This is a genomic window from Paenibacillus physcomitrellae, assembly GCF_002240225.1.
GTDB lineage: Bacteria > Bacillota > Bacilli > Paenibacillales > Paenibacillaceae > Fontibacillus > Fontibacillus physcomitrellae.
In genome coordinates, this window is record NZ_CP022584.1 from 4089768 (window position 1) to 4114393 (window position 24626).

The 24626-nt window shown below is 53.0% G+C and carries 24 protein-coding genes; 17 read left to right on the forward strand and 7 right to left on the reverse strand.

What is annotated here, in order from left to right; genetic code table 11:
- Positions 1-101 precede the first annotated feature (101 nt).
- A complete protein-coding gene (locus CBE73_RS18365) occupies positions 102-554 on the forward strand; it encodes a cupin domain-containing protein (protein WP_094095462.1) in 453 nt (150 codons plus the stop codon).
- Positions 555-745: 191 nt separating this feature from the next.
- Here CBE73_RS18365 and CBE73_RS18370 read toward each other — a convergent pair whose 3' ends face one another.
- Positions 746-2941, reverse strand: a complete 2196-nt coding sequence (locus CBE73_RS18370) for an alpha-galactosidase (RefSeq protein WP_094095463.1) — start codon at positions 2939-2941, stop codon at positions 746-748.
- A gap of 156 nt (positions 2942-3097) precedes the next feature.
- Between CBE73_RS18370 and CBE73_RS18375 the strand changes: the two genes are divergently transcribed.
- The 3 genes from CBE73_RS18375 to CBE73_RS18385 all read left to right on the forward strand — a co-directional run bounded on the left by CBE73_RS18375 (position 3098) and on the right by CBE73_RS18385 (position 5016).
- Complete coding sequence (locus CBE73_RS18375; RefSeq protein WP_094095464.1) at positions 3098-3976, forward strand: helix-turn-helix transcriptional regulator; 879 nt, start codon at positions 3098-3100, stop codon at positions 3974-3976.
- A 70-nt stretch (positions 3977-4046) separates the two neighbouring features.
- Positions 4047-4502 (forward strand): kanamycin nucleotidyltransferase C-terminal domain-containing protein, encoded by a 456-nt coding sequence (locus CBE73_RS18380; RefSeq protein ID WP_157739621.1) that lies wholly within the window; start codon positions 4047-4049, stop codon positions 4500-4502.
- Positions 4503-4716: 214 nt separating this feature from the next.
- Positions 4717-5016: a Dabb family protein gene (locus tag CBE73_RS18385; RefSeq protein WP_094095466.1), complete on the forward strand. Its 300-nt coding sequence runs from the start codon at positions 4717-4719 to the stop codon at positions 5014-5016.
- A 371-nt stretch (positions 5017-5387) separates the two neighbouring features.
- Here CBE73_RS18385 and CBE73_RS18390 read toward each other — a convergent pair whose 3' ends face one another.
- Both CBE73_RS18390 and CBE73_RS18395 read right to left on the reverse strand, forming a co-directional pair.
- Positions 5388-6236, reverse strand: coding sequence for a 1,4-dihydroxy-6-naphtoate synthase (locus tag CBE73_RS18390; protein WP_094096410.1), 849 nt, complete (start codon positions 6234-6236; stop codon positions 5388-5390).
- 21 nt (positions 6237-6257) lie between these two features.
- Positions 6258-6935 (reverse strand): futalosine hydrolase, encoded by a 678-nt coding sequence (locus tag CBE73_RS18395; protein ID WP_094095467.1) that lies wholly within the window; start codon positions 6933-6935, stop codon positions 6258-6260.
- 236 nt (positions 6936-7171) lie between these two features.
- Between CBE73_RS18395 and CBE73_RS18400 the strand changes: the two genes are divergently transcribed.
- From CBE73_RS18400 to nrdF, 6 genes are all read left to right on the forward strand, one after another.
- Positions 7172-8377, forward strand: a complete 1206-nt coding sequence (locus CBE73_RS18400) for a polysaccharide deacetylase family protein (RefSeq protein ID WP_094095468.1) — start codon at positions 7172-7174, stop codon at positions 8375-8377.
- A gap of 123 nt (positions 8378-8500) precedes the next feature.
- On the forward strand, positions 8501-8977 hold the full coding sequence (gene chrS / locus CBE73_RS18405) for a chromate efflux transcriptional regulator ChrS (RefSeq protein ID WP_094095469.1): 477 nt from the start codon (positions 8501-8503) through the stop codon (positions 8975-8977).
- A 128-nt stretch (positions 8978-9105) separates the two neighbouring features.
- Positions 9106-9657 (forward strand): mismatch-specific DNA-glycosylase, encoded by a 552-nt coding sequence (locus CBE73_RS18410; RefSeq protein WP_094095470.1) that lies wholly within the window; start codon positions 9106-9108, stop codon positions 9655-9657.
- Positions 9658-9939: 282 nt separating this feature from the next.
- Positions 9940-10299 (forward strand): class Ib ribonucleoside-diphosphate reductase assembly flavoprotein NrdI, encoded by a 360-nt coding sequence (nrdI, locus tag CBE73_RS18415; protein WP_094095471.1) that lies wholly within the window; start codon positions 9940-9942, stop codon positions 10297-10299.
- Positions 10286-12370 (forward strand): class 1b ribonucleoside-diphosphate reductase subunit alpha, encoded by a 2085-nt coding sequence (gene nrdE / locus CBE73_RS18420; protein ID WP_094095472.1) that lies wholly within the window; start codon positions 10286-10288, stop codon positions 12368-12370. Before nrdI ends, nrdE begins: the two co-directional genes overlap by 14 nt.
- Positions 12371-12460: 90 nt before the next feature.
- Positions 12461-13420 (forward strand): class 1b ribonucleoside-diphosphate reductase subunit beta, encoded by a 960-nt coding sequence (gene nrdF / locus CBE73_RS18425; RefSeq protein WP_094095473.1) that lies wholly within the window; start codon positions 12461-12463, stop codon positions 13418-13420.
- A 263-nt stretch (positions 13421-13683) separates the two neighbouring features.
- Here nrdF and CBE73_RS18430 read toward each other — a convergent pair whose 3' ends face one another.
- Positions 13684-15102 (reverse strand): MFS transporter, encoded by a 1419-nt coding sequence (locus CBE73_RS18430; RefSeq protein ID WP_094095474.1) that lies wholly within the window; start codon positions 15100-15102, stop codon positions 13684-13686.
- A 226-nt stretch (positions 15103-15328) separates the two neighbouring features.
- Here CBE73_RS18430 and CBE73_RS18435 point away from each other — a divergent pair, with 226 nt between their 5' ends.
- From CBE73_RS18435 to CBE73_RS18455, 5 genes are all read left to right on the forward strand, one after another.
- On the forward strand, positions 15329-15664 hold the full coding sequence (locus tag CBE73_RS18435; RefSeq protein ID WP_094095475.1) for an ArsR/SmtB family transcription factor: 336 nt from the start codon (positions 15329-15331) through the stop codon (positions 15662-15664).
- A 294-nt stretch (positions 15665-15958) separates the two neighbouring features.
- Complete coding sequence (locus tag CBE73_RS18440) at positions 15959-16810, forward strand: aldo/keto reductase (protein ID WP_094095476.1); 852 nt, start codon at positions 15959-15961, stop codon at positions 16808-16810.
- 297 nt (positions 16811-17107) lie between these two features.
- Positions 17108-17980, forward strand: coding sequence for a hydroxyethylthiazole kinase (gene thiM, locus CBE73_RS18445; RefSeq protein ID WP_094095477.1), 873 nt, complete (start codon positions 17108-17110; stop codon positions 17978-17980).
- Positions 17964-18782, forward strand: coding sequence for a bifunctional hydroxymethylpyrimidine kinase/phosphomethylpyrimidine kinase (gene thiD, locus CBE73_RS18450; RefSeq protein WP_094095478.1), 819 nt, complete (start codon positions 17964-17966; stop codon positions 18780-18782). Before thiM ends, thiD begins: the two co-directional genes overlap by 17 nt.
- Positions 18783-19124: 342 nt before the next feature.
- Positions 19125-19481: a putative quinol monooxygenase gene (locus CBE73_RS18455; protein ID WP_094095479.1), complete on the forward strand. Its 357-nt coding sequence runs from the start codon at positions 19125-19127 to the stop codon at positions 19479-19481.
- Between the two features lie 263 nt (positions 19482-19744).
- Here CBE73_RS18455 and CBE73_RS18460 read toward each other — a convergent pair whose 3' ends face one another.
- Complete coding sequence (locus CBE73_RS18460; protein WP_094095480.1) at positions 19745-20743, reverse strand: exonuclease domain-containing protein; 999 nt, start codon at positions 20741-20743, stop codon at positions 19745-19747.
- A gap of 216 nt (positions 20744-20959) precedes the next feature.
- Here CBE73_RS18460 and CBE73_RS18465 point away from each other — a divergent pair, with 216 nt between their 5' ends.
- Positions 20960-21661, forward strand: coding sequence for a pirin family protein (locus CBE73_RS18465; protein WP_094095481.1), 702 nt, complete (start codon positions 20960-20962; stop codon positions 21659-21661).
- Between the two features lie 46 nt (positions 21662-21707).
- Complete coding sequence (locus CBE73_RS18470) at positions 21708-22040, forward strand: hypothetical protein (protein ID WP_094095482.1); 333 nt, start codon at positions 21708-21710, stop codon at positions 22038-22040.
- Positions 22041-22145: 105 nt separating this feature from the next.
- Here the strand turns inward: CBE73_RS18470 and CBE73_RS18475 are convergent, their stop codons facing one another.
- Positions 22146-23513 carry an Nramp family divalent metal transporter gene (locus CBE73_RS18475; RefSeq protein WP_094095483.1) on the reverse strand — a complete coding sequence of 456 codons (1368 nt, stop codon included), beginning with the start codon at positions 23511-23513 and terminating at the stop codon, positions 22146-22148.
- Positions 23514-23776: 263 nt separating this feature from the next.
- Positions 23777-24562, reverse strand: coding sequence for an SDR family oxidoreductase (locus tag CBE73_RS18480; protein ID WP_094095484.1), 786 nt, complete (start codon positions 24560-24562; stop codon positions 23777-23779).
- Positions 24563-24626 lie beyond the last annotated feature (64 nt).

Genomic DNA, 24626 nt, shown 5'->3' on the forward strand with positions numbered 1-24626 from the left:
AGCATTCAACAATCGAGACTAAATAAGCCTCCCGCCTTGCCCGGTTCTCCCGGTTTGTTTATAGTAGAGGGAAGATGAGTGAACAGAACAGGAGAGTCGATATGAACGAGAAAGCATTATCCCCGCTTGTCAAAGCATTAAATATGGAGCAGCACGTCGAAGGCGGCTGGTTTAAGGAGCTGTGGAAGTCTTCCTTTGAAATCCCGCACGAAGTCCTGAAACCGAAATACTCAGGCGCCCGCGCGGCGGCCAGCTCTATTTATTTCCTGCTGCATCCAGGCGAAACTTCGGCTTGGCATGTGGTGCTGTCTGACGAGCTGTGGCTGTATCACTCCGGCGGTCCGCTCGAGCTGACGCTGGGCGGAAGCGGAGACAGTCCGGAAGAGGGCGAGAAATTCATTCTGGGCATGGACATTGAAAATGGGCAAACCCCGCAGGCCCTTGTACCTGCAGGCGTCTGGCAGTCGGCCAGACCTTTGGGTGACGAGCCGGTATTTGTATCCTGCGTGGTAGCTCCGGGGTTCCATTATGATGATTTCAGTCTGGAGAAATAGGGATAAAGTGTAAACTAAGACAAAGTGCAGACATTGACAAAGACAAAGACAAAGACAAAGACAAAGACAAAGATAAAGAAGAAGCCAACCTGATCCGATTCCGGATACGGCTGGCTTCTTTGCTGCAGATCCTTTGAACTGAAACGTTCAAAGGATCTTTTTTTCTGAATAATAAGGCTGTTCTTGTTCCCTTACTGCTCGCCTACCTTCTCAAACCGCCAGAACAGGCTGACGAAGTCGCCCTCGAGCCGAGGGAGGGTGATCCCGTTATACATCAGCTCATCCCCGCCGTAGACGCGGCCGGTGTCCAGGTGACGGTACAGATAGTTCGGGTTCAGGCCTTTGGTCCGCAGAATTTGGATCCGCTCGTTCGGCTGGGACAAGACGCGGAAGAAGGCGAGCACCGCTTCATCCTGCTGCTCGGACACAAACGTCCAGGCCGCTTCGTTGCCTTCAAACGGATTCAGGATCCGGTAAAACGTGCCGAACTGGATCAGCTCGCGGACTTCTTTATAAAGAGCGATCTGCTCCTTAACCGTTTGTTTCTCCTCTTCAGTCAGTTTGGTCAGATCGAGCTCATAGCCGAAGTTGCCGGACATGGCGACATGGCCGCGAATGTCAAGCGAAGTGATCCGCTTTACCTGATGATTAGGGACGGTCGAGACATGGGAACCCATGGTGACAGCCGGATACACGAGACTGTTGCCATACTGGATCTTCAAGCGGCTGATCGCATCGGTGTTGTCGCTCATCCACGTCTGCGGCATGTAATACAGCATGCCCGGATCATAACGTCCGCCTCCGCTGGAGCAGCTTTCAAAGAGCACATCAGGGAAAGCGGTGGTGAGCTCCTCCATGACCCGGTATAAGCCCAGCATGTAGCGGTGAGCCGTCTCCCGCTGACGTTCCGGCGGAAGCCCGGCCGAGCCCACTTCGCTCATATGCCGGTTCATGTCCCATTTCACATAGCTGATCGGCGCTGAGGCCAGAATGCTGCCAACCGCCTGGATGATGTAATCGCAGACCTCCGGTCGCGCCAAATCCAGCACCAGCTGATTCCGGCTTTCAGAGCGGGCACGTCCCGGCACGTGAATACACCAGTCCGGATGGCTGCGGTACAGATCGCTGTCCGGGGACACCATTTCCGGTTCAAACCAAAGGCCGAACTGCATGCCCATATCCGTAATGCGGCGGGCCAGACCATCCAGGCCTTCGGGCAGCTTGCGCAGATCCGTCACCCAGTCGCCGAGCGAGCTGTGGTCGTCATCCCGCCGTCCGAACCAGCCGTCATCCAGCACAAACAATTCCATGCCGAGCTCGTGTCCGGCGGAAGCGATGGCGGTAATTTTGTCGGCGTCAAAATCAAAATACGTAGCTTCCCAGTTGTTGATCAGAATCGGCCGCACGGCGTCGCGGTGTTTGCCGCGGACCAGCCGACTTTGATACAGCTTGTTCAGAATACGCGACATTTCGCCAAGCCCTTCGCTGGCATAAACCATAACAACCTCAGGCGTCTGGAAGGAAGCCCCCGGCTCCAGCGCCCAGGAGAAATCAAACGGATTAATGCCGATCGATACCCGGGTTGTCTGGAACTGCTGGACTTCGGCCTGGGCAATAAAGTTGCCGCTGTAGACCAGGTTAAAGGCGTATACTTCGCCTGCATCTTCGTTGGTGTCCTTACGAAGCAAAGCGAGAAACGGGTTCTGCTGCGGGCTGCTAGCTCCGCGGCGGCTTTCGGCCGCCTGAATGCCGGACGTAAGCGGACGGCGGGCGATATTGCGTTCTTTCAAATGAGCACCGTAAAAAGTCAGCATGTCATATTCGTCATCACGGAAATCAACGCTGGCGCTGAGCGCCCGAAGCAGCTTCAGGTTCTGCTGCCCGTGATTCTCCAGACGGACGGAACGGGTTATAGCCCCTTGCGTGCTGTAGACGGTATAAAGGAGTGTCGCCTGCAGTCCGGTCAGCTGGTCTTCAAGCAGAAGCTCCAGCGTGTCCGCTTCGCTGTCAGACTCGACATAAGTGGCGGGAAGGCCCGGCAGGGACGGTTTGCCTGCATAGATCTTATGCGAAATATAACGCAGGTCGGTGACGGTGGAACCGTCCTCCTGACCGATCTGATAAGCGGGTGCGCCGAAATCCCCTGTACCGAACCCCGGATACTCCTGCGGCAGGGTGTCCAGCGAGATGTCGTGATCCTTCGGATCGACGTTTGGGGCGAACGCCCGGCCAACAAAAGCGAGCGGGCTGCTGTCCCGGTAAGCTTTGATTTTTTTGCCCCAATAAAGATGGGCTACGAATTCTCCTTTTACAATCTGCAGCACATAGCTGGAATTAGCGGACTGCAGGTGAAAGACGCGCTGCTCCGCATCAAAATGAATAGCCATATTCACTTGTCCTCCTAATCTCGAAAAATAATTGCTTTACTTTCAGTCTGTTGTTCGCGGTATCGTAAATCCTAATTTATAAGCTATAATCAGGATAAAGCGCTTCAATTACGGGAACAAGAGTAAGATATTTTTGAAGAAAGGTAGAATATTGCTATGACTAATAGCTGCCGCAGACAAACCTCGGTTTCGTTCCATTTTGTGCTACCTATGCCGATGATGATGCTCAAGGCCATCGGCTGGGAGATGGTAACGAGTCATGAATATGTATGGGATGGCCGGAACCGGCCCGGCGATCACTGTATTCTGCAGATCACGCTGGCAGGGCGGGGCGAGATTGAGCTGAATGGGCGGAAGCACGTTCTTGAACCTGGCCATGTCTTCCTGGTAGATGTGCCGGGCAGTCACGTCTACCGGCTGCCTGAGAGCTCATCAAGCTGGGAACTGCTGTATGTGGAGCTGTCGCATGATGCGCTGGGCTTCTGGAAGGAACTGATAGCTGCTGAGGGACCGGTTGTCCGGATCGGGCTGGACTCGGCTTTCATGAAGCTGATGTGGCGAATTTACGACGAGGCAGTGCAAGACCGCTATAAAGACATTTATCAATGCTCCGAGGCTGCCTACTCGATCGTCATGCAGCTGGCCAGTCTGTTTGAGAGCCGCCGGGGGAACCGCAGGCTGCCAGCCGCGGTCGAGAAATGCAAGCTGTTCATTGAGGAGCGCTTCAGCGAACCGGTCGGGCTGGACGAAATGGCGCAGGCGGCGGGCTGCTCCAAATATCACCTGACCCGGGAATGCGAGCGTACCCTCGGAGCTACACCAGGCCGCTACTTGACGATGGTACGGCTTGAGCGCGCTTCGGTGCTGCTGCTCTCGCCGGAGGCATGGACGCTGGAGGAGGTAGCGGCGATGACGGGTTTCTCGAATGCCAATTATTTCGGCAAGGTGTTCCGCAGGCATACTGGTATGTCACCCGGCGAATTCCGGCACGGCAGCGATCTCTATGAGATCCGGCGGATGCTTTTTCCAAGTTAAAACCGACCCATCAGGAGCTAAAGGGGGCTAAAGCCGATGTTTCATTACCCGGCTGGAGCGGGCAGCAGCCGTGGATGATTCCTGGCCCATTGAAGCTGGAGCTTTCATAAACGTGGTTTCTCTGTTTGATCCACAAGGGCTTTTTGAGCAGGCGAGATCCCTTGCCCTTTCGATATCGGAAGCTTCAATTAAAGAGGTTATGCGTGAGTTTATGATTTGGGAGCCCTATGAAACGATGGGGAAACTCAGAAACAGCCGCCAAACCGGCAGCTTCAGCTATCTGCCCAGGGCAGCTTATGATTTGAAGTGGCAGACAGCCAAGCTGATCGGCCTGGCCAACCGACATTACTACAGTACACGCGCCAAAACCTTAGAGGAGTCGGTGGCTATGTCCAGCAAACCGGAGGGGTACGTAGAACTTGCCGAGCGGATCATGGACGGGGAATTAAGCGATAAGCAGCAAGTTTATGAGCTGTGCGAGCGGCTATGGACAGGTTTGAACGAGTGGATCGAGGAGCATGGGTAGCTTACATAAGCAGGGAACTGCCGATCTAAGCTGGTGATCTAAGCTGACGATCTAAACCGACGATCTAACCTTACTGCCTTCGGGGGACTTTTGCCTTCTGGAGCCCGTGTATTGGACTCTTGTTTAAAATATGCCGCCAATAGTTGTATAATAAAGTCGTATAATAAAAAAAGCTTTCTTCAGCTTCACATCTCATTTAGGAGGAAAAAGTCCGATGTATGAACATCTTGTTCTATTAAAAGTAAAAGACAGCTTTACCGCTCAGCAGCAGGAAGCAGCCGTAAAGAAGGCGCTCGCGTTTAAAGAAGCCGTTCCGGGCATCCTCAGCATTAGTGCCGGGATCATCGAAACGGAGAATCCTCAGCATAAACAGGGCTTTGCGCTTGCCCTCCGCCTCACCTTTGAAGACAAGCAGGCTTGTCTCGATTATGATGCCCATCCGGCTCATCAGGCGTTTCTGCAGGAAATCGGGCCGTATACGGAAGATATTATCATTGCGGATTATCCTTTTTAATTCGTATTAGCTCAGCAGCAAGTGAGCGTAAAGCAGGATATATGGAGAATAAAAGCTTGAAATAACGCTCAAAACATAATGCACGAAACATCACACTCGAAAAAGAAAAGGGCGGCACTTGATGTGCCCGCCCTTTTTTTTGCTGCGCTTATGCCTTAGCTTAAGCGGCTTGATTCTTTGTCTTGAATGACTGTCTGCTGCTGTCTGCTATACCGCTTTCTACTATTAAGTGTGTTATTCACTTCACTAGTATGAGGTTCGCTCTAATAGCAACAGGTTTGCTTCAATAGCAATAAGTTTGCTTGGTTAGCAATAGGTTCTTTCGTTTCAATAGCAATCTGCTCCGCTGCAACAGCCATCAGCTTTGCTTTCTACGCTTCGAATTTGAGCAGTCCCAGATCAAACTCTGGAATCAATCCTTCCGCACCGGCCCGGCCGAGCAGGGAAGAGATGGCTTTGTAGCCGTCTGTACCCAGATCGCGCGTAAACTCGTTAACGTACAGGTTGATGTGCTGCTGCGCTACATCGGGATCCATCTCCTGGGCGTGCTCCAGAATGTAGGCTTTGGAAGCCTCCGGATGGGCCCAGCCGTAATCGATTGAGGCGCGTACCCAGCCGGGGATTGGTGCCAGGTCAAGGGAACGCCGGGCAATGATCGCACCCAGCGGAATCGGAGTGCCGGTATCCTCTTCCCACCAGCTGCCTAGATCCTGAAGCAGGGCCAGTCCGTAGGACGGGTAAGTGAAGCGTGCTTCGTGGATGACCAGACCTGCGTCGATTTTGCCGTCGCGGACGGCCGGCATAATTTCGTCAAACGGCATGACGACGATTTCGCCTACACCGCCAGGCACCTTCTGCGCGGCCCACAGGCGGAACAGCAGATAGGCTGTAGAGCGGTCGCTCGGTACGGCTACCCGTTTGCCGGAGAGCAGCCCAGGGTCGGCTTCAGCGGACAGGCCGCTGCGTGTCAGCACGAGCGGGCCGCAGCCGCGTCCCAGCGCTCCGCCGCATGGCAGCAGGGCGTAATCCTTTAATACCCATGGCAGGGCTGCATAAGAGATTTTAAGCACCTCAGGGCCTTCGCCGCGGGCAGCCAAATGATTCGTAATATCAATATCCGCATAGGTTACGTTTAATTTAGGTGCACCTGGAACCAGGCCGTGCGCCCAGGCGTGAAACACAAACGTGTCGTTTGGACACGGTGAATAAGCGATGTTCATGATGCTAGTGTTGCTCATCCGTTAATCCCTCCAAGATTGTGTGATCGCTGCAAAAGCAGCTTCCAAAGCTTTCAAGGCATCCCCGATCCGCCACAAGGATTTGTCGCGCGGGCCGACGGCGTTCGAAATGGCCCGCAGCTCGAGGGCAGGCAGCCCGAAGTCAGCGGCTGCCGCGGCGGCGCCGAAGCCCTCCATGCCTTCGGAGGCCGCGCCGGGGAACCGCGCGGCCAGCATGGAGGCGGTGGCGGCCGAGCCGGTGACGGTCGCCAGCGTCAATGCCGGTCCCAGTGTGACCGGCAGTCCCGCGGCGGCCAGCATGCCGGCCGCCCGCTCCGCCAAAGCGCGGTCTACAGGCACGACCGCGCTGCCGAAGCCCAGCTCGTCCAGGCTGCTGAAGCCCTCCTGCGTCTCCGCGCCGAGGTCGGCCGCAGCAATCTCGCTGGACACAACCAGCGAGCCGATCTCCGCCCGGCCCGCATAACCGCCGGCGATGCCGGCGCTCACGACGAGGCTGTAGCGGCCGCTCCCTGCGGCCAGCAGTTTCGTCGTGCTGATGGCTGCCTGGACCGGGCCTACGCCGGCCAGGGCCACCTCAAAACGGCCGTCTCCGCCCAAGCCGCGGAGCACCGCTTCCGCTTCCGCCTCGACGGCGGTCATGACCAATATTTTATGGCTCTCATTATGGTGAAATTGGGGCATCTCGGCACAAACTCCTGTCTTTCATTCATGTTCTCGTATTCAACCTCATAGAATCTATTATAGCGCTCGGCCGCTTGGCGGAACAAGCATGACGCGCTGCTGGATGGTTGGATGAGCTGCGGACAAAGCCGCTGAAAACGCGGCTAATCTAGTATTTTTTATCTTAAATTTTGTTTTGTTTTTTTATTTTTGATATAAAAGGATTAACCCAATACGAGATTGGAGGGAAAGGATTTATGCCTGGAAAACGCACGTTCTGGATGGTGCTCGTCTCCTGTCTGCTGCTGGCGGCACTGCCGGGCCCGCAGGCAAATGCAGCGTCTGGTTCATTAAAAGCTTCGTCAAAAGCCGCCCCAGCCGCATCCACCGCCCTGCTTGGGCTTAATGACGAGCTGACGGACCTGCTTCCGGTATTTAAGGACGGCAGCTATTATGTGCCGGTACGTGAGGCCGCGCAGCTGCTTGGTCTCAAGCTTACGGGCACACCGCAAGAGATTGTGCTGACCTCGGCTGGCGGAGCTGTACTGCTTCTGGAACCTGACGGAGGGAAAGCGGTTAAGCCGGATGGTATGGAGGCAGAAACCTCTATGTTTGTAGAAAAGGGTTCCACCCGGGTGCAGCTCGGTCTGCTGGCCAGATCCTTTGGGTATCCGATTACCTATGAGGCAGACAAGCGTCTGCTGCGGGTAGTGACGGCCAAAGGAGCCTTGGACAATGAAAAGTTTGATGCCGCCCACAAATCGGAAATCGACAGCCATCTCAAGGCAGTTAAGGAAGCGGAGCAGCAGGCCAAGCCGGCTCCCCCGAAATCCGGACATGGCGATTCCGGCAAAACCCTCTATCTGACGTTTGATGACGGTCCAAGCGCCCATACCGGGCAGCTGCTGGATATTCTGGACCGGTATGAGGTCAAAGCTACCTTCTTTATGCTCGGCAATCATATCAGCTCTTATTCCGATTCGGTAAAACGTATGGTCAAAGAAGGGGACGCGGTAGGGCTGCACGGCATGACCCATCAGAAGGAACTGTTCTACAAGACGCCGGAAGCTGCGCTCCAGGAAATGGACGACGATAACGAGAGACTCTATAAAGCCGCAGGCGTCAAATCGGCGCTGGTCCGGCCGCCTTACGGCAGCAAACCTTATTTTACGGAGGACTTCCGGGATAAAGTGCTGGGAGCGGGCTACCATCTGTGGGACTGGAACGTGGATTCGCAGGATTGGAAGTTTAAAGAGGATATCGCTTCAACCTATGCGAACGTCATGAAGCAGGTGAAAACGATATCGGCCCATAAAACATCCCCGGTTGTGCTCATGCATGATCTGCCCACCACCATTCAGGTTCTGCCGAAGATTCTTGCCGAGCTCAAGAAAGAAGGTTATGCATTTGCGGTGATTACGGCGGAGCAGAAGCCGGTGAACTTCTGGAACGACGAGCGGTAGAGGGAGGACTTTTATCCGAAAGGAACTGGCTTTTTCACTGAAAAAGGATATATTAATAGGCAGAGAAAAAGGTGAGACTGGTATAAGTACCAATCCAGAATCTTTGAAAAGCAGGTGAATCGGATGTCGAGAATGGATGAGCAGGGCCGGGTAACGCTCGATGAGATCGACCGCAAAATTATCAAAGAGCTGAACAGCAACGGCCGAATTTCGTATACAGATTTAGGCAAGGAGATCGGGCTGTCGCGTGTAGCGGTACAGACCCGCATTAATGCTTTAATGGAGGAAGGCGTTATTGAACGCTTTACAGCCGTCATAAATCCTGAGAGAATAGGAATTTCCGTATCGGCTTTTTTTAACGTCGAGGTGGAGCCTAAATATTTGCAGCGGGTTGCAGAGGCTTTGGCTGAGGAGCCAGTCGTAACGAGTTTGTACCATATGACCGGGCCGTCCAAGCTTCATATGCATGCGCTGTTCACGGATAACAAAGAGATGGAAGAATTCATGAAAGAGAAGCTGTACATTCTTCCAGGCATCACGAGCGTCGATTCACAGGTGCTCATAAACCGCTACAAGAGTCGGATGGGCATGCGGCTGTAACGGTAAAGTAAAAAGAGAACGGTAAGGGAACCGGTAAAGGTAACCGTATCGGATCAGATTGATGCAGAAAGCAGAAGCAAAAGCGGAAGCAGAAGCCTTACCCTGCAGGAGCAAGGAGGGGGACAAGCATGGACATTTATGGGCAAAAAGGCAGCACAGACTCCGGCGGCGTGCCGGATCATCTGGACAGCGGCCTTCAGATTGTATTCGTCGGCTTTAACCCGAGTCTGATTTCCGGCGAAACCGGTCATCATTATGCGAATCCCCGGAACAACTTCTGGCGGATTCTGTACCAGTCCGGCCTGACGCCGCGGCTGTATGACCCGTCCGAGGACGGCGAGCTGCTGAAGCTGGGCTACGGGTTTACGAATATTGTGGCCAGGCCGACAAAGGGCATCGATGACTTAACGCGGAAGGATTACAAGGAAGGCCGCGAGATCCTGAAAGCGAAGCTGCTGAATTACAGGCCGCGGGTCGTCTGTTTCGTCGGCAAAGGCGTGTACAAGGAGTACAGCAGACGGAACAAGGTGGAATGGGGATTTCAGCCGGAACCTTTCCTCGAAGGCATGCACGAGTTTGTGGCCCCGTCTTCAAGCGGACTTGTCAGGATGCCGATGAAGGAAATTGTGGGCATTTATGGAAGGCTGACTGAGGCTGTTTCTGAAAGAGATCACATTTGATTTTCATAGTTTGGCAGGAAACGTTTTCAGGAGAAAGCGAACCGCTTTCTCTATTTTTTTTTCGCCTCGAAAAATGGTCAGAAACCCAGCTAAGGAGCGGAATTTCGGCGGACAACCCCCTCTTATCGGGCTTTTGGTAGGATTGACATCACTATATCTAGAGGTTAAATTTAATATCAGCATCTAGATCTTGGGTTTTGAAGCCCGGGAATACGTTTAATGACACAAGAGGACAAAATCCTCACCAGAGCGCGTCCGATAAGGGTGAAAGGATGATTTCGAGTGCTGATCGCCTACGATTCCAAGACAGGAAATGTTAGAAGATTTATCAACAAATTGAAAATGCAGGCCGTGCAAATCGACGAGTCGATGACTATTGACGAGCCCTTTGTACTGGTTACATATACGACTGGCTTCGGACAGGTTCCGGAGCGGGTCGCTTCTTTTCTGCAGCGCAATCACGACCGGCTGGTCGGGGTAGCGGCAAGTGGCAATCGCAACTGGGGTGACAGGTTCGCGAAGAGCGCGGACATTATTTCAGAAAAATATGATGTTCCGGTCATCAGCAAGTTTGAGCTGTCCGGAACGTTTGGAGATGCAGAACGATTTAAACAGGAGGTGAGCCGGTTTGCGGCATATTGAGTTAAATAACATGTTGATGAAAACGGGCGAAGACGGATTTTTCCAATTGGAAATGGATCGCGAGGCGGTTCGCGAGTTTTTGGCGGATGTCGAGTCGAAGAGCCTGAAATTTGAAAGCACGGCGGCGAAAGTCGCTTATATGATTCAGAATGATTATTATGAGGATTTCTACGAGAAATATACACCTGACGAAGTAGAGCGGGTTTATGATATAACGCACAGCTACAACTTCCAGTTCCAGTCCTACATGGCGGCTTCGAAGTTTTATACCGATTATGCGGTAAAAACCAACGACCGCTCCAAGTATCTGGAGCATTATCCGGATCGTGTGGCGGTAGTTGCGCTCCATCTTGGACGCGGCAACGCCGAAACAGCCTGCACGCTGGCGCATTCGATGATGGAGCAGCGCCTGCAGCCTGCGACCCCGACGTTCCTGAACGCGGGCAAAAGCCGCCGCGGCGAGCTTGTATCCTGCTTCCTGCTTGAAATGGACGACTCCCTCAACTCCATTAACTATGTGCTGAACACCTGCATGCAGCTGTCCAAAATCGGCGGCGGCGTAGCGGTCAACCTGTCCAAGCTGCGCGGACGCGGCGAAGCCATTAAAGGCGTGGAAGGCGCAGCCAAAGGCATCATGCCGGTCCTGAAGCTGATGGAGGATGCTTTCTCCTATGCGGATCAAATGGGACAACGCAAAGGTTCGGGCGCAGGTTACTACAACATTTTCGGCTGGGACGTTATCGAGTTCCTGGACAGCAAAAAGATCAACGCGGACGAAAGAACCCGCCTCAAAACGTTGTCCATCGGCCTGATTGTCCCTAACCGTTTCTATGAGCTTGCGAAGGACAACCAGCCGCTGCATGTGTTTGGTCCTTACAGCGTGTTTAAAGCTTACGGCGTACATCTCGATGACATGGATATGGACGAAATGTATGACAAGCTGATGGCAGACGACCGCGTGCAGAAGAAAGCCGTCATGAACGCGCGCGACATGCTGACGAAGATCGCTATGGTCCAGCTGGAATCCGGCTATCCTTATATTATGAACAAAACCAACGCCAATAAGGACCACGCCTTGAAAGGCATCGGACAGATCAAAATGTCCAACCTGTGCACGGAGATTTTCCAACTGCAGGAAACTTCCGAAATTAACGATTACGGCATGGAAGACCAGATCCGCCGCGACATCAGCTGCAACCTGGCTTCGCTGAACATCGTAAACGTGATGGAGTCGAAGAAGATCCGCGAGTCCGTTCACGAAGGCATGACCGCTTTGACTTCCGTCAGCGATATGACCGACGTAGGCAATGCGCCGGGCGTGGCGAAAGCCAACCGCGAAATGCATTCCGTTGGACTCGGTGTGATGAACCTGCACGGCTATTTTGCGAAGAACAAAATCGCTTATGAAAGCGAAGACGCCAAAGAATTCGCACGTGCCTTCTTTATGGCCATGAACTATTATTCGATCGAAAAAAGCATGATGATCGCCGTTGAAACCGGCGAAACGTTTGCGGACTTCGAGAAATCCGAATACGCTAACGGTCATTATTTCGAGCGCTACCTGGACACGGACTACCGTCCGACCAGCGACCGCGTGAAGGCTTTGTTCGAAGGCCTGGAGCTTCCTTCTCCGCAGGATTGGGCCGAGCTGAAAGCAGCTGTTATGAAGAACGGGCTGTACCATGCTTACCGGATGGCGATTGCGCCGACGGCCAGCATTTCCTATATCCAGAACTCCACTTCCAGCGTAATGCCGATCGTGGAGCAGATCGAAACGCGGACTTATGCGAATTCAACGACTTATTATCCAATGCCTTATTTGCAGCGCGATAATATCTTTTTCTATAAATCTTCTTATAACATGGATCAGTTCAAGGTGCTGGACCTCATCGCCGAGATTCAGCCGCACGTGGACCAAGGTATTTCGACCATCCTGCACGTGAACAGCAACGTGACAACACGTCAATTGGCTCGTTTCTATCTGTACGCGGCTCATAAAGGACTGAAATCCTTGTATTACACGCGGACCAAAAAGCTGTCCGTAGAAGAATGTCTGACTTGCTCCGTCTGATTGAGAAGAGAGGGAGACATGGCGCTGCTTCTGCAGCGCCTTAACTTTGGCAGTATCATTTGACAGGTATCAAAGGAAGGGGAATTAAGGATGAATGCAATCAAAGCGGTGAACTGGAACCGTCCGGACGACGATTTCACGCTGATGTTCTGGAACCAGAATATCATGCAGTTCTGGACGGACGATGAAATTCCGCTGTCTGACGATAAAATGTCCTGGCTGACGCTTAACGACGATCAGAAGGACGCCTATATGAAAGTGCTGGGCGGATTGACCCTGCTGGATACGATTCAGGGCGGCGTCGGCATGCCTCAGATCATGGAGCATGTGGACGGCCTGCAGCGCAAAGCCGTGCTTGGTTTCATGGGTATGATGGAGCAAATTCACGCCAAATCGTACAGCAGCATCTTTACGACACTGGCTTCTACGGAAGAAATCGACTCCGTCTTCCGCTGGGTGGAGCAGAACACTTATCTGCAGACCAAAGCGGAGACGATTCGCCAATATTACAACAACATCAATTCGCCTAAGGAGCTGTTCCTGGCGATGGCGGCATCCGTGCTGCTGGAAAGCTACCTGTTCTACAGCGGCTTTTTCTACCCGCTTTATTTGGCGGGCCAAGGCAAAATGACCTGCAGCGGCGAAATCATCGACTTGATTCTCCGCGACGAGAGCATTCACGGCGTTTATGTCGGCGTGTTGGCTCAGGAGATTTTTGCCGAGCTTTCGGAAGAAGAACAGCGCGATGCGCATGAAACGCTGGTAGGCCTGCTTCGTTATCTGCATACGAACGAAGAACGTTATACCGAGCAGATTTACGCGCCGATTGGCCTGGTCGAGGACGTGAAGGTGTTCCTTCGCTACAACGCTAACAAAGCGATGATGAACCTGGGCTTTGACCCTCTGTTTGAGGAAGAAGAAGTGAACCCGATCGTCTTCAACGGTATCAGCACACACACCAAGCAGCATGACTTTTTCTCTAAAAAAGGGAACGGTTATGTGAAGGCGCTGAACGTAGAGCCTTTGACCGACGACGACTTTCAGTTTTGATTGTGTCTAGCACTCATAAGAACAAGCTTCCGGGAAAGCGGGAGCATGGGAACGGAAGCCTTGAGGCTTCCGTTTTTTTATCTTTCGAACGAGGAAGCAAGCGATGCTGAAACGGAAGAAATAGTTTGTAATCCGTAAAAAAAATAGGGGTCAGCCGCTGATCCGCTCCCAATAAAACACTAAGGCCCTGCAGCAGAAACTCCGCTGCAGGGCCTGTATTTATTTAAAGCGACGCTAAAGGCGGCGCGTGATTGGAAGATCGATCAGCTGTCAAGCGAACCGGATTTGCTGCCGGAGCGTAAAGAACCGGTGCTCCGTAAATATACATAAGACGAGATGATGGCCAGCAGAGCCATGATCATCAGTCCCCAGAAGATGTTGGAATAGGCGGCTGACAGGGAAAGTCCTTTCTGCCACTCCATAGCGCTGGAAGCGACCGCTACGCTGAAGGCGCCGCTAAAGAACTGGAGAAGCTGGAAGAGCCCCATGCCGGAACCTACCTGAGAAGCAGGAAGAATGCGGGAGATTTCGTTGGAAACGCTGCTCGACAGCATGGTGAAGCTGAGACTGATCAGCAGATAGATCAACAGAATCGCCAGCCAGGAGTTTGCGGCAAACAAGGCAAACAAAAGGGTCGCGCCTAACACCAGCAAAGGAGCATAACGTAAAATATGCAGATTGCCATGCCGGTCAATGATCGTTCCGACTTTACGCGAAGCTATGATAGCCAGCAGAGACCCGGGGAAAATAATGAATCCGGCATGACTGGCGCTGAAATCAAAACGGTGTACCAAAATCTGCGGAATCAGGAACAAGGTCGCAAAGCTGCACAGGTACGAAAGAATGCCGACCAGGGATAAGGCTACATAAGCTGAGTTAGCGAATAAGGCAGGCTGAACGAAAGGCTCTGATGCCAGGCGAATGCGCAGGACAAACAGAACGAGCCCAATAACCCCCGCAGCCAGCGCAGGCCAGGAATGGTTGGTCAGAAACAGCAGAATTCCGCTTGTGCCAACAGCGAGGAACACTGCTCCGGCTGTATCGAATACGCCGCGCTTTGGTGTTTCCCGGGGGAGGAACAGATAAAGCAGCGGGACCAGCAGCAAACTGATGGCAGTAATCAGGAACAGATAACGCCAGCCGAAATAATCGACGATCGCTCCGCCGGCCACCGGACCGAGACCGAGTCCAAGGGAAACGGCCGACATAATGAAGGCCATCGCTTTGCCGCGGCGTTCAACCGGAATATAGCGGGTAAACAGCACCATCGACAAGGAAATGACTGCGCCGGCACCCACAGCTTGAAGCACGCGCATCGTCAGCAGCAGCCAGAAGCTTGAACTGAACAGTCCGCCAAGGGCGGCAATCCCCAATGTCAGCAGCCCGATTACAAGCAGACGCCGCAGCGGCACAAAGTCTGAAAGCCGGCTGTAGGTAATAGAAGAAATAGCAAACATGATGGAATAGCCGGTGACAATCAGGGATGAAACCGAATCCGAAAGGCCAAATGATTGGGTAATCTCGGGAAGGGCCAAGTTAAACATAGAGGTATTCATAATAGCCACTACAACGGCAATCCCCAGCAGCACCGTCAATATGCCTTCCTTTTTTAAACCTGAACTTTGTGGTGCATGGCCCTCAGTATGGAGGGAAGAGGAAACATCAGGAGATGCTGCCTTCATAAAATCTCACCCACTCTTATCTGTTTTATTGTTCTAAGATCATCGAACAATTGAAATATAGCATGAGATGTTTTAAAATGCAATTAGGAATTTAAATTTCGAAGCGGCCGTTGTCTTTCGTCCGTTTCGAGTGATTTTACAGAAATTTTAGGACAAAGCCCGACGAAAGATTAAAACATCTCAAGAAGTTGTACCCAAATTTCTTTGCAGCGAAGGGGACTTTCAAATGAAAGTACTGTACCATCCGGATCGGGACGATATCGAGCTCTCTTCCGTGTTATATGCTTTAAGCGATCCTATTCGTTTATATCTTGTGTCGCAAATCCGCAAGTACGGTGAGAATCCGTGTAATTATTTCGAGGTTCCGGTTGCCAAATCAACGTTGTCCCATCATATTCGCACTTTGCGTGAATCCGGTGTGATATTTACCCGCAGCCAGGGGACGCAGCGGTTGGTTTCGGTACGTGCCGAAGATCTGGATTACCGTTTTCCGGGTGTTCTGGATGCCGTGCTTCAAGCCTATGAGGCGTCCGGGCAAGGGTTCCCAACCAGAGAGGATTAGTTGAAGAAGAGGTTGAAGAATAGCGCAGGGGGCGCACCCCGACAGGAGAAACCTAAAGCACACAGGCCTTGTCTGTGTGTGTTTAGGTTTTTATAGCATTTGCAGTATTTCAGACTAGGGGTAGTCCTGACGTATTTAAGGGTAAACAAAAGAAGAAACGGCAATCCCGGCCTGCAAGGCGCCGGACCGTTTCTTTAAAAGGGAGATAAGGTCTACAAGCATTACATACCCGCCTGTACAAGGATTAATCATGGACTGGCAAATCATCATGGAATCATGGAGAGGACGAAGAGGATGAACAGACAAGTTGAACTTACCCCGGGGAACCGGGTTCCGGCTATCGGGCAGGGAACCTGGTATATGGGGGAGAAGGCGGATCAGCGCAAACAGGAGGTTTACGCGCTGCAGCTTGGCATTGATCTGGGCATGACGGTGATCGACACAGCGGAAATGTATGCGGAGGGCGGCGCGGAACGGGTCGTGGGAGAAGCGGTCCAGGGACGCCGGGATCAGGTATTCATCGTCTCCAAGGTTTACCCTCATCATGCGGCAGGTTCGCAAATGCAGCGTGCCTGCGACCAAAGCCTGAAACGGCTTGGCACCGACTGCATCGATCTCTATTTGCTGCATTGGCGGGGAGATATTCCATTGGAAGAAACGGTGACGGCCATGGAGGGGCTCCGGCAATCGGGGAAAATCCGCGCCTGGGGAGTCTCCAACCTCGACACAGCAGACATGGAGGAGCTGTGGAGTCTGCCGGGCGGGGATCAATGCGCAGCCAACCAGGTACTGTATCATGCCGCTTCACGCGGCATTGAGGTGGATTTGCTGCCTTGGGCGCGGCAGCATCATGTGCCGACAATGGCCTATTGTCCGCTGGCACAAGGCGGGCAGCTGCGGCGCGAGCTGCTTACGCATCCGGTTATTGGCCGCATCGCGAAAGAACGCGGCGCCACCCCGGCCCAGATTGCGTTGGCCTGGGTTATCCGCGAAGACGATATATTGGCTATTCCTAAAGCGGTGCAGCCGCAGCATGTGAAGGACAACGCCGCGGCGGCTGATATTCGGCTGACGGCTCGGGAGCTTGCCGATATGGACGGCGTTTTCCCGGCTCCGGCGAGCAAGGTGCCGCTGGACATCGTGTAAGATTTTTATATAAATCAGGAAATAAAGGTGCTGCTTGTGGTAAAATGAGGGCATAAGAACAAGCTGCAACAAACAAACTCATATGCATGGGAGCCTGCGGAAGCAAGCTGAGAGTACGACTGATCCGTCGTAGACCGTTCGAACCTGTTGGGTAATGCCAGCGTAGGGAGATAGTGATCCGGGTGATAGGGACACTCTGCTTAGGCGGAGTGTCTTTTTGTTGTTTTATGGACGAATTGCGCGGGGAAGGAACCGGAAGTTCAGCCGCATTCAGGCTCCCGGAAAGGTTGGGATCTCATGTCAGCAAGAGGAAACGAAATCGTAAAGGAAGCCGCACCGCTTATCGGGCGGATCCGCCGGGTGAATCCACTGGTTCATAACATTACGAACGAGGTGGTCACAAATTTTACAGCCAACGGTCTGCTCGCTTTGGGAGCTTCCCCCGTTATGGCATCAGCTGTGGAAGAGGCGGCAGAAATGGCCGGCAAAGCGGGCGCCCTGGTGCTTAATATGGGGACGTTAACCGGCAGTACGGTGGAAGCGATGCTGCTCGCGGCTCAAGGAGCCAACGAAGCCGGGGTGCCGGTTCTGTTTGATCCGGTAGCGGCAGGAGCGACAAGATTCCGCAGCGAAACGGCGCAGCGGATACTGAGCACGGTTAAAGTGGATGTGATCCGCGGAAATGCGGCGGAGGTAGCCAACCTGATCGGCGAGAACTGGGCGATTAAAGGCGTGGATGCCGGCGAACTGCCGGAGGGACAGCATCCGGCCGAGCTTGCGCAGCGGGCGGCCAAACGCTGGAATACCGTAACAGCTGTAACGGGACCCAAAGATTATATTTCCGACGGTGAAACCGTTTATGAAATTGAAGGAGGTCACCCGATCCTGACCCGGGTAACGGGAACAGGCTGCCTTCTTACTTCCATTATCGGGGCTTATTGTGCAGTCGAGAATAATACTTTGCTGTCCGGAGCGGCTGCTCTGGCAGGTTATGGTGTGGCGGCCTCGCTCGCGGCCGCCAAAAGTGCGGAGACGGGTCCGGGCGCTTTTCAAATCGAGCTGCTTAACGAATTGTATAACCTGTCTCCGGAAGCTGTGCTTCGGGAAGCGGTTATAACGGAAATCCAAGTGGACGAAGCAGGAGGAATAGGATATGAACCGCGTGTATAAAGCGTTAACGATAGCAGGATCTGACAGTGGGGGCGGCGCGGGGATCCAGGCCGATCTGAAGACTTTTCAGGAATTAGGGGTATACGGGATGTCTGCGCTGACTGCTGTAACGGTTCAGAACACACTAGGCGTACAGGGCGTCCATCCCGTGCCGCCGGAAACTGTGGCTGCGCAGATTGCTTCGGTCGGCGAGGATCTGGCGCCGGACGCGCTGAAGACCGGGATGCTGTTCAGCGCGGACATCATCGAAGAGGTAGCCGGACAAATCCGCCGCTTTGGCTGGAGGAAGCTGGTGGTAGACCCGGTTATGATTGCCAAGGGCGGGGCTGAGCTGCTGCTGGAGGAAGCTGTGCAGGCATTGCGCAGCCACCTGCTGCCGCAGGCGCTGGTCGTTACCCCGAATCTGCCGGAGGCCGAAAGGCTGACCGGGATGAAGATCTCGGGAAGCGAAGGCAAACGGGAAGCCGCACGTAGACTGCACGCGCTCGGAACGGCCTATGTCGTCATTAAAGGCGGACATGAAGAAGGAGATTCTGAACGTTCGGTGGACCTGCTGTATGACGGAAGCGGCTTTACGGAATTTGCCGGGACTAGAGTATCCACGCCGCATACGCATGGAACGGGCTGCACTTTCTCGGCGGCAATCACCGCCGGTCTGGCCTCAGGACTTGAAGTGACCGAAGCGGTAGGCCGGGCAAGAGCTTTTATCCAGGCTGCGCTGGAGGACAGCCTGGGCATTGGGCACGGGCATGGTCCAACCAACCATTGGGCGTACCAAAGAAGACAAAGGCCGGTGGAGTAAGGCCGGGTTGGCCTGTGGGTTTGCTGGCTGGCGGCGGTTCAAAGCGGTTCAAATTGAATCTAATGATTGAATGGAATCAAAGCGATCTGAATAATCTGAGTGATCTAAGCGATTCAAAGGATTCAAAGCGATTCTCATGATGGATCATCATCGCGACGTAATGGCCGAAGCTTAGGGGTTTAAGGGGTCATAGTCAAAGCCTCTGTTAGTTTAAGTCAGCACAGGGTTATATACCTTAAGAAGCAGCAAGCTGAGAGAACTCTCAAGCTGCACATGAATACAACGCAAGCTGAATGACCTGGCTGCAAGCTGAATGACAACTTAGCAAAGGAGGCTGTTCGTATGATCATGATTCAGGCTCATTTCTATGTTCATCCGTCTGAACGCGAGGATTTCCTTGAGCAGGCGGGGATACTGCAGCGCAAAACGCGTGAGGAGTCCGGTAATTTATGCTCTCTGCTGTATGAAGCCGTCGAAGAGCCGAATACCTTTGTATGGATTGAGAAGTGGGAGGATCAGGAAGCGGTAAACCGGCATAACAACACGGACCATTTCGTGGGATTTTATCAAATCGCCGACGGGTATTTAGTAAGGCCGATAAAAGCCGAGGTTCACGAGGTGCCGGATGCGGAGACGGCAGCTACCGGGAAGCCGGACGCGGAGAATCAGAGCGCGGCAGAAAAAGTGAAAAGCCGCTGATTGGGGAACCAATCAGGGCGATGCGCAGGTGTGCCGGTCAGGTGAGGCCGGATGGTGTTATCCGGCCGGGTTTAGACCGGCACAGCAACAAGGCAGCCCCCTTTGTAAATGGGGGCTGCCTTGTTGGTTTATCCCGGGCGGGGCTAGCCGCTCGCCCGGGGCAAATCTGGCCGCCGCGCAGCCTAAAGCGCGGCGGACTTCCATGCCGCCGGCCACGCAGCGGCGGCAGATTCCACGCCGCAGGCCGAGCGGCTGCGGCGGTTTTACCCGAGCAGCTCCAGAAACTGCTGCTCGGAGATCAGGCGGATCGGCAGGCCCGCGCCGGCCAGCCGTTCCGCCTTTTGGATTTTGCTGCTGCGGGCTTCGCCGCTCTGCAGCTTCACAAAATCTTTCTGGCCCACAACCAGGTAGTGGGTCTGCAGCTCCACGGCGTCGGCGCAGCGGCCGCCGCAGTTCACGACCCGCTGCATCGCTTCCAGCCGGGTCAGGGAACCGAGCCTGCCGGTGAACACGATATTTTTCCGGTAGAAAATATGGCTTCCATCCACCTCGGCTGCAGGTACAAGCGCCGGCTTCGCTTCGCTGCGTGCTCCGCCGGAACGGGCCCCAGGTGCCGTTGCCCCGGCTTGGCCCTTTCTTGTACGGCTTCCTTTGCCGGCCGCTTTCGTTTTGGCCGAGGTAAAGGTCTGATAGCTCCCTCCGGGGAACAAGGCTCCGAGCCGGTAGCCGTAGGATTCGGCCAGACCCTGGCAATCCGGCGCTCCGCCCGAGGTCTCAAAGCATTTTAGCAGCAGCAGAGCTGCCACCCGGGCATCCTCAAGCGCGTCATGATGACGGAAGGAGGACAGCCGGTGGAAGGCCGCCATTTGATTGAGCTTATAGCCGGGCAGGCCGGGCCAGATTTTTCGCGATAATAAATAAGAACAGACATAAGTACAATCCGGATAATCCAGGCCAAAGGCCTCCATACAATAGCGGAGCACGCTCATATCAAAAGAGGCGTTATGGGCGACCAGCGTTCTGCCTTCGATCAGCTCCCGGATCTCCTGCCAGAACTCAAGGAATGTCGGCGCATCTGCAACCATTTCCGGTGTGATCCCGTGGACGGCCACGCAGAAAGGGTCGAAGGCGTCATGGGGATTGATGAGCGAATATTTTTCCTGGACAATAACGCCGTCCTGGACTTCAACCAGGCCGATGGAACAGACGCTGGCGCGGTTTCGCATATTGGCAACCTCGAAATCGATGGCTGTATAATTCAAAAGGATTCACCCCGTTGCTGATTTAAGTTACTGATTCATAGTTTACTATATTTGGCGGACTGGAGCATACAAGCGAGGATAATCTTAATAAAAGTAAGTAACAACCATTTGTATAGTCCTAAAACTTCTGTTACACTACAGAAAGAACAAGTATTTCAAATTTAAGAATATTAACTTCGTACGAAATGAATAGGTTCAACAAAAGGAGGCGGGACTATGATTACTCTTTATCCTGATTTAGAACGTAACAAAGCCGATATGGGCTGGCTGAAGACGGGCCGGAGTTTCTCCTTCGGCGATTACCAGGACGAGAACAACATGGCGTTTGAGCCGCTGCGTGTCTTTAATGATGATGTTATTGCACCAGGCCGCGGCTTTGGCGCGCATCCGCACAGCGATATGGAGATCGTCTCCATCGTGTTGTCCGGACAGCTGCGCCATGAAGACAGCATGGGCAACGAAGCGGTCACCACTTTTGGCGGGGTGCAGCGGATGTCCGCGGGAAGCGGTGTAATCCATACGGAGCATAACCCTTCGCAGGAAGAAGAAGTGAACCTGCTGCAGATCTGGTTTATGCCGTCTGAACGAGGCAAGAAGCCTTCTTATACCACCAGTCAGTTTGATCCCGAGCAGCTTAATGGCCGTTTACTGCCTGTAGTGACACAGGAAGGAAGCGACACGGCGGCGGACATCGGTCAGGATCTGACGATTTATATGAGCAGGCTGCAGGCTGGGGAGGCGGTCTCCTTCCATCAGGAAGCAGGTCGCCGGGTTTTCCTGTTTGTCATCGAAGGACGGCTTTCTCTGCAGCACGAATACGAGCTGGGAGCACGTGATTCGGCCCGGATTGTCCAGGTCACGGATCTGGAAGTGACGGCGAAAGAGGATGTTCTCTTTATGCTGATTGATTTGCCATAACCTGAAGGCGGCAATTATAGATCTTTTTTTCAAGGGAGGGATTGGGATGGCGGAACGTGTATTGGTGAAACATGCGGTTGCAGGCCGGATGCTGCTGGATACCTCCAAGGAGGCCGGAGTTACTTATGAGGTCAGCCGGAGCGGCGGCGAGACGGTTATAGAGCTGCTGGGAGTAGCTCCTGAAATTGGCGCTGCCGTAATGAGCCTGAAGGAAGAGCTTAACTTGTTCCTGTTTGAGGAGCCGGAGCAGGGCGATACGATCAAACACTGGTTTTACGTCAACTCGGGCGATAAGGTGCATTACGAGGAAAACGGCGGTGTACTGCGAATCTCGGCTGGCGGTGAGATTATCTACAATCCAAAGGATTATTGGGAGTAATTCTTCTTATTCTTAATTCTTATTCGTGTTGAAAAACAAGAAAGCCGGACCCCAGGTCCGGCTGTTTTATTTTTACTGAAAGATCGGGTTTAACGACATGCCGGCTTAACCTATTCCCGCGAAGGTGCCATAGATAAGGAAAACATTCAGCACGGACAGGACAACGGCTATAATCCACGAAGCGTATTTAACCCATGTCCGGTTGGCGAAGGGACCCATTAATCGTTTGTCGCTGGTAAAAAGAGCGAGCGGGATAATGGCGAAAGGCAATTGAACGCTCAGAAACACCTGCGTATACAAGAGCAGCTGCTCGACGGCATTTTCCCTTCCTCCGAACATAATTACACAAATGATAACGGGGATCACGGCGATCAGCCGTGTGATGATTCTGCGCAGCCAGGTCGGGATCTTCATTCGGATGAAACCTTCCATGACTATCTGCCCCGATAAGGTGCCGGTAATGGTCGAGTTCTGACCCGAAGCAAGCAGCGCAACCGCAAACAGCGTACTGAGCAGAGGACTGGCAATCGCTCCAACGATGGCATTATCCGAAAGAGCATTATACAGATCTGTAAAACGCCCCAAATCGCTTGTCGTCCCGAAAAACATCGCTGCCCCCAAAACCAGTAGCAGGCAGTTAATGATAAAAGCAATGGTCAATTGGATGTTGGAATCAATCGTCGCAAATTTGATAGCTTCTTTCTTCCCTTGCTCATCCCTTTTAAATTGGCGGGTCTGAACAATCGAGGAGTGCAAATACAAATTATGCGGCATAACGGTGGCCCCGACGATCCCTAAAGCAATCAACAGCATACCATTATTTGTGGCGATTTCAGGACTTGGGATAAATCCGGAAAGGAGCGGGCCGATGCTTGGGCTGGAAAGCAGCACTTCATACAGAAAGACGATAAAGATGGTCGCGATCAATGTTGCTACAATCGCTTCGATTTTTCTAAAGCCGACCTTGGTCAGCAGCAGCAATAAAAGCACATCCAGCGTTGTAATCAGTACACCTACGAGCAGCGGGATTTTAAACAGCAGCTGGAGCGCTACGGCTCCCCCGATCACCTCGGCAATATCTGTGGCCATAATCGCGAGCTCGGTTAAAATCCATAAAATAAAAGCAACAGGTTTGCTTGTAGCTTGACGGGTGGCCTGGGCCAGATCCATTCCCGTAACGATGCCCAGTTTGGCCGACATACTTTGAAGCAGCATAGCAACCAGGCTGGAGATTAAAATAACACTCAGCAGCGTATAGCCGAATTGGGAGCCGCCTTGAATGGACGTAATCCAGTTGCCGGGATCCATATAACCTACGGCTACCAATACGCCTGGTCCGCTAAAGGCGGCTAATTTCTTCCAAAATCCGGCTTGCTTTGGAAGGCTGACCGTATTGTTTACTTCCTCCAGACTGGCACCGTTGGTATGCTTGATAAGTTTTGATTTTTGTTGGACAGCAGGTATTTCTTCCATATTCATTCACCTCTTTGGCGATGGAATCTTTGGTCCTTGATGCGGAACCAAATTCGTTACCTTGATTTTGCCCTAGGTAAACTTTGTTGTCAACATAAAATTTATTTAACCTTGTATAAAATATTGTTGCATGACAAACAATTAACAGCTAAACGTCCGTAAACGAAAGAAGGCTGCCGGGAATTTCCGACAGCCTGAACAAATCTTAGAGCCCGAACGGACCTAGCAGGGGCCGACTCCGGCTTTTATTTTATGGTGCTTTGTTACAGCAGCGATTCGGCTCCGTCCACATAGATCTCCGTGCCTGTCACGTGAGACGATTCGTTTGATGCCAGGAACAGGACAAGGTCAGCCACCTGCTCAGCCGACCCCGGACCTTTCTCCAGAGGCTGGCTTCCTTCCGGATATTCCACGGGAATGACGATTTTCTTGAGATCATCCGATGGGAAGGTATTCTCGCCGATGTTGGTTTCAATGGCCCCAGGACAAATCGCGTTGACCCGGATTTTATATTGGGCAAGCTCAAGCGCGGCCATTTTCATGAAAGCGACCTGACCGGCTTTGGAAGAGGAATAAGCGGCGAACCCGAAGTTGGAGTACACGCGGTTGCCGTTGATGGAACTGGTGATGACGATGCTGCCGCCTTTCTTTTTCATGTAAGGGATTGCATATTTGACCGTGGCAAAGGTCCCGCGCAGATTGGTGTTCAGCGTCTGGTCCCACTCTTCAACGTCCAGCGTTTCAATAGGCGTCTTGGCGCCATTGATCCCGGCATTGGCAAAGACGATATCCACCCGGTCTTCCTGTTTGGCAATTTCTTTATAGGCTTGTTCAACCATTTGAGGCTCAGAGACGTCGCATTTAATGACGGTGGCCGTGCCGCCGGCTTTCTCAATTTCCTGCTTCGTTTCATCGGCGTGCTCCGGCGTCCGGTCCAGCATGTACACTTTGGCGCCGTTACGGGCAAAAGCAATTGCGCTTGCTTTCCCGATCCCGGAGCCGCCGCCGGTGACTACGGCGATTTGGCCTTGAAGTCTTTGTTCTGGCATGATAATCAGCCTCCTTGCTGAGTTGGTTATATAGAAAGGGGAGTCGCTATAACATTACCCTCTT

What these genes read in the sequence shown, in the direction of transcription:
- CBE73_RS18365 (WP_094095462.1), top strand. Translation starts at nt 102, where the DNA reads ATGAACGAGAAAGCATTATCCCCGCTTGTCAAAGCATTAAATATGGAG.
- CBE73_RS18370 (WP_094095463.1), bottom strand. Translation starts at nt 2,941, where the DNA reads ATGGCTATTCATTTTGATGCGGAGCAGCGCGTCTTTCACCTGCAGTCC.
- CBE73_RS18375 (WP_094095464.1), top strand. Translation starts at nt 3,098, where the DNA reads ATGACTAATAGCTGCCGCAGACAAACCTCGGTTTCGTTCCATTTTGTG.
- CBE73_RS18385 (WP_094095466.1), top strand. Translation starts at nt 4,717, where the DNA reads ATGTATGAACATCTTGTTCTATTAAAAGTAAAAGACAGCTTTACCGCT.
- CBE73_RS18390 (WP_094096410.1), bottom strand. Translation starts at nt 6,236, where the DNA reads ATGAACATCGCTTATTCACCGTGTCCAAACGACACGTTTGTGTTTCAC.
- CBE73_RS18395 (WP_094095467.1), bottom strand. Translation starts at nt 6,935, where the DNA reads ATGCCCCAATTTCACCATAATGAGAGCCATAAAATATTGGTCATGACC.
- CBE73_RS18400 (WP_094095468.1), top strand. Translation starts at nt 7,172, where the DNA reads ATGCCTGGAAAACGCACGTTCTGGATGGTGCTCGTCTCCTGTCTGCTG.
- chrS (WP_094095469.1), top strand. Translation starts at nt 8,501, where the DNA reads ATGTCGAGAATGGATGAGCAGGGCCGGGTAACGCTCGATGAGATCGAC.
- CBE73_RS18410 (WP_094095470.1), top strand. Translation starts at nt 9,106, where the DNA reads ATGGACATTTATGGGCAAAAAGGCAGCACAGACTCCGGCGGCGTGCCG.
- nrdF (WP_094095473.1), top strand. Translation starts at nt 12,461, where the DNA reads ATGAATGCAATCAAAGCGGTGAACTGGAACCGTCCGGACGACGATTTC.
- CBE73_RS18430 (WP_094095474.1), bottom strand. Translation starts at nt 15,102, where the DNA reads ATGAAGGCAGCATCTCCTGATGTTTCCTCTTCCCTCCATACTGAGGGC.
- CBE73_RS18435 (WP_094095475.1), top strand. Translation starts at nt 15,329, where the DNA reads ATGAAAGTACTGTACCATCCGGATCGGGACGATATCGAGCTCTCTTCC.
- CBE73_RS18440 (WP_094095476.1), top strand. Translation starts at nt 15,959, where the DNA reads ATGAACAGACAAGTTGAACTTACCCCGGGGAACCGGGTTCCGGCTATC.
- thiM (WP_094095477.1), top strand. Translation starts at nt 17,108, where the DNA reads ATGTCAGCAAGAGGAAACGAAATCGTAAAGGAAGCCGCACCGCTTATC.
- thiD (WP_094095478.1), top strand. Translation starts at nt 17,964, where the DNA reads ATGAACCGCGTGTATAAAGCGTTAACGATAGCAGGATCTGACAGTGGG.
- CBE73_RS18455 (WP_094095479.1), top strand. Translation starts at nt 19,125, where the DNA reads ATGATCATGATTCAGGCTCATTTCTATGTTCATCCGTCTGAACGCGAG.
- CBE73_RS18465 (WP_094095481.1), top strand. Translation starts at nt 20,960, where the DNA reads ATGATTACTCTTTATCCTGATTTAGAACGTAACAAAGCCGATATGGGC.
- CBE73_RS18470 (WP_094095482.1), top strand. Translation starts at nt 21,708, where the DNA reads ATGGCGGAACGTGTATTGGTGAAACATGCGGTTGCAGGCCGGATGCTG.
- CBE73_RS18475 (WP_094095483.1), bottom strand. Translation starts at nt 23,513, where the DNA reads ATGGAAGAAATACCTGCTGTCCAACAAAAATCAAAACTTATCAAGCAT.
- CBE73_RS18480 (WP_094095484.1), bottom strand. Translation starts at nt 24,562, where the DNA reads ATGCCAGAACAAAGACTTCAAGGCCAAATCGCCGTAGTCACCGGCGGC.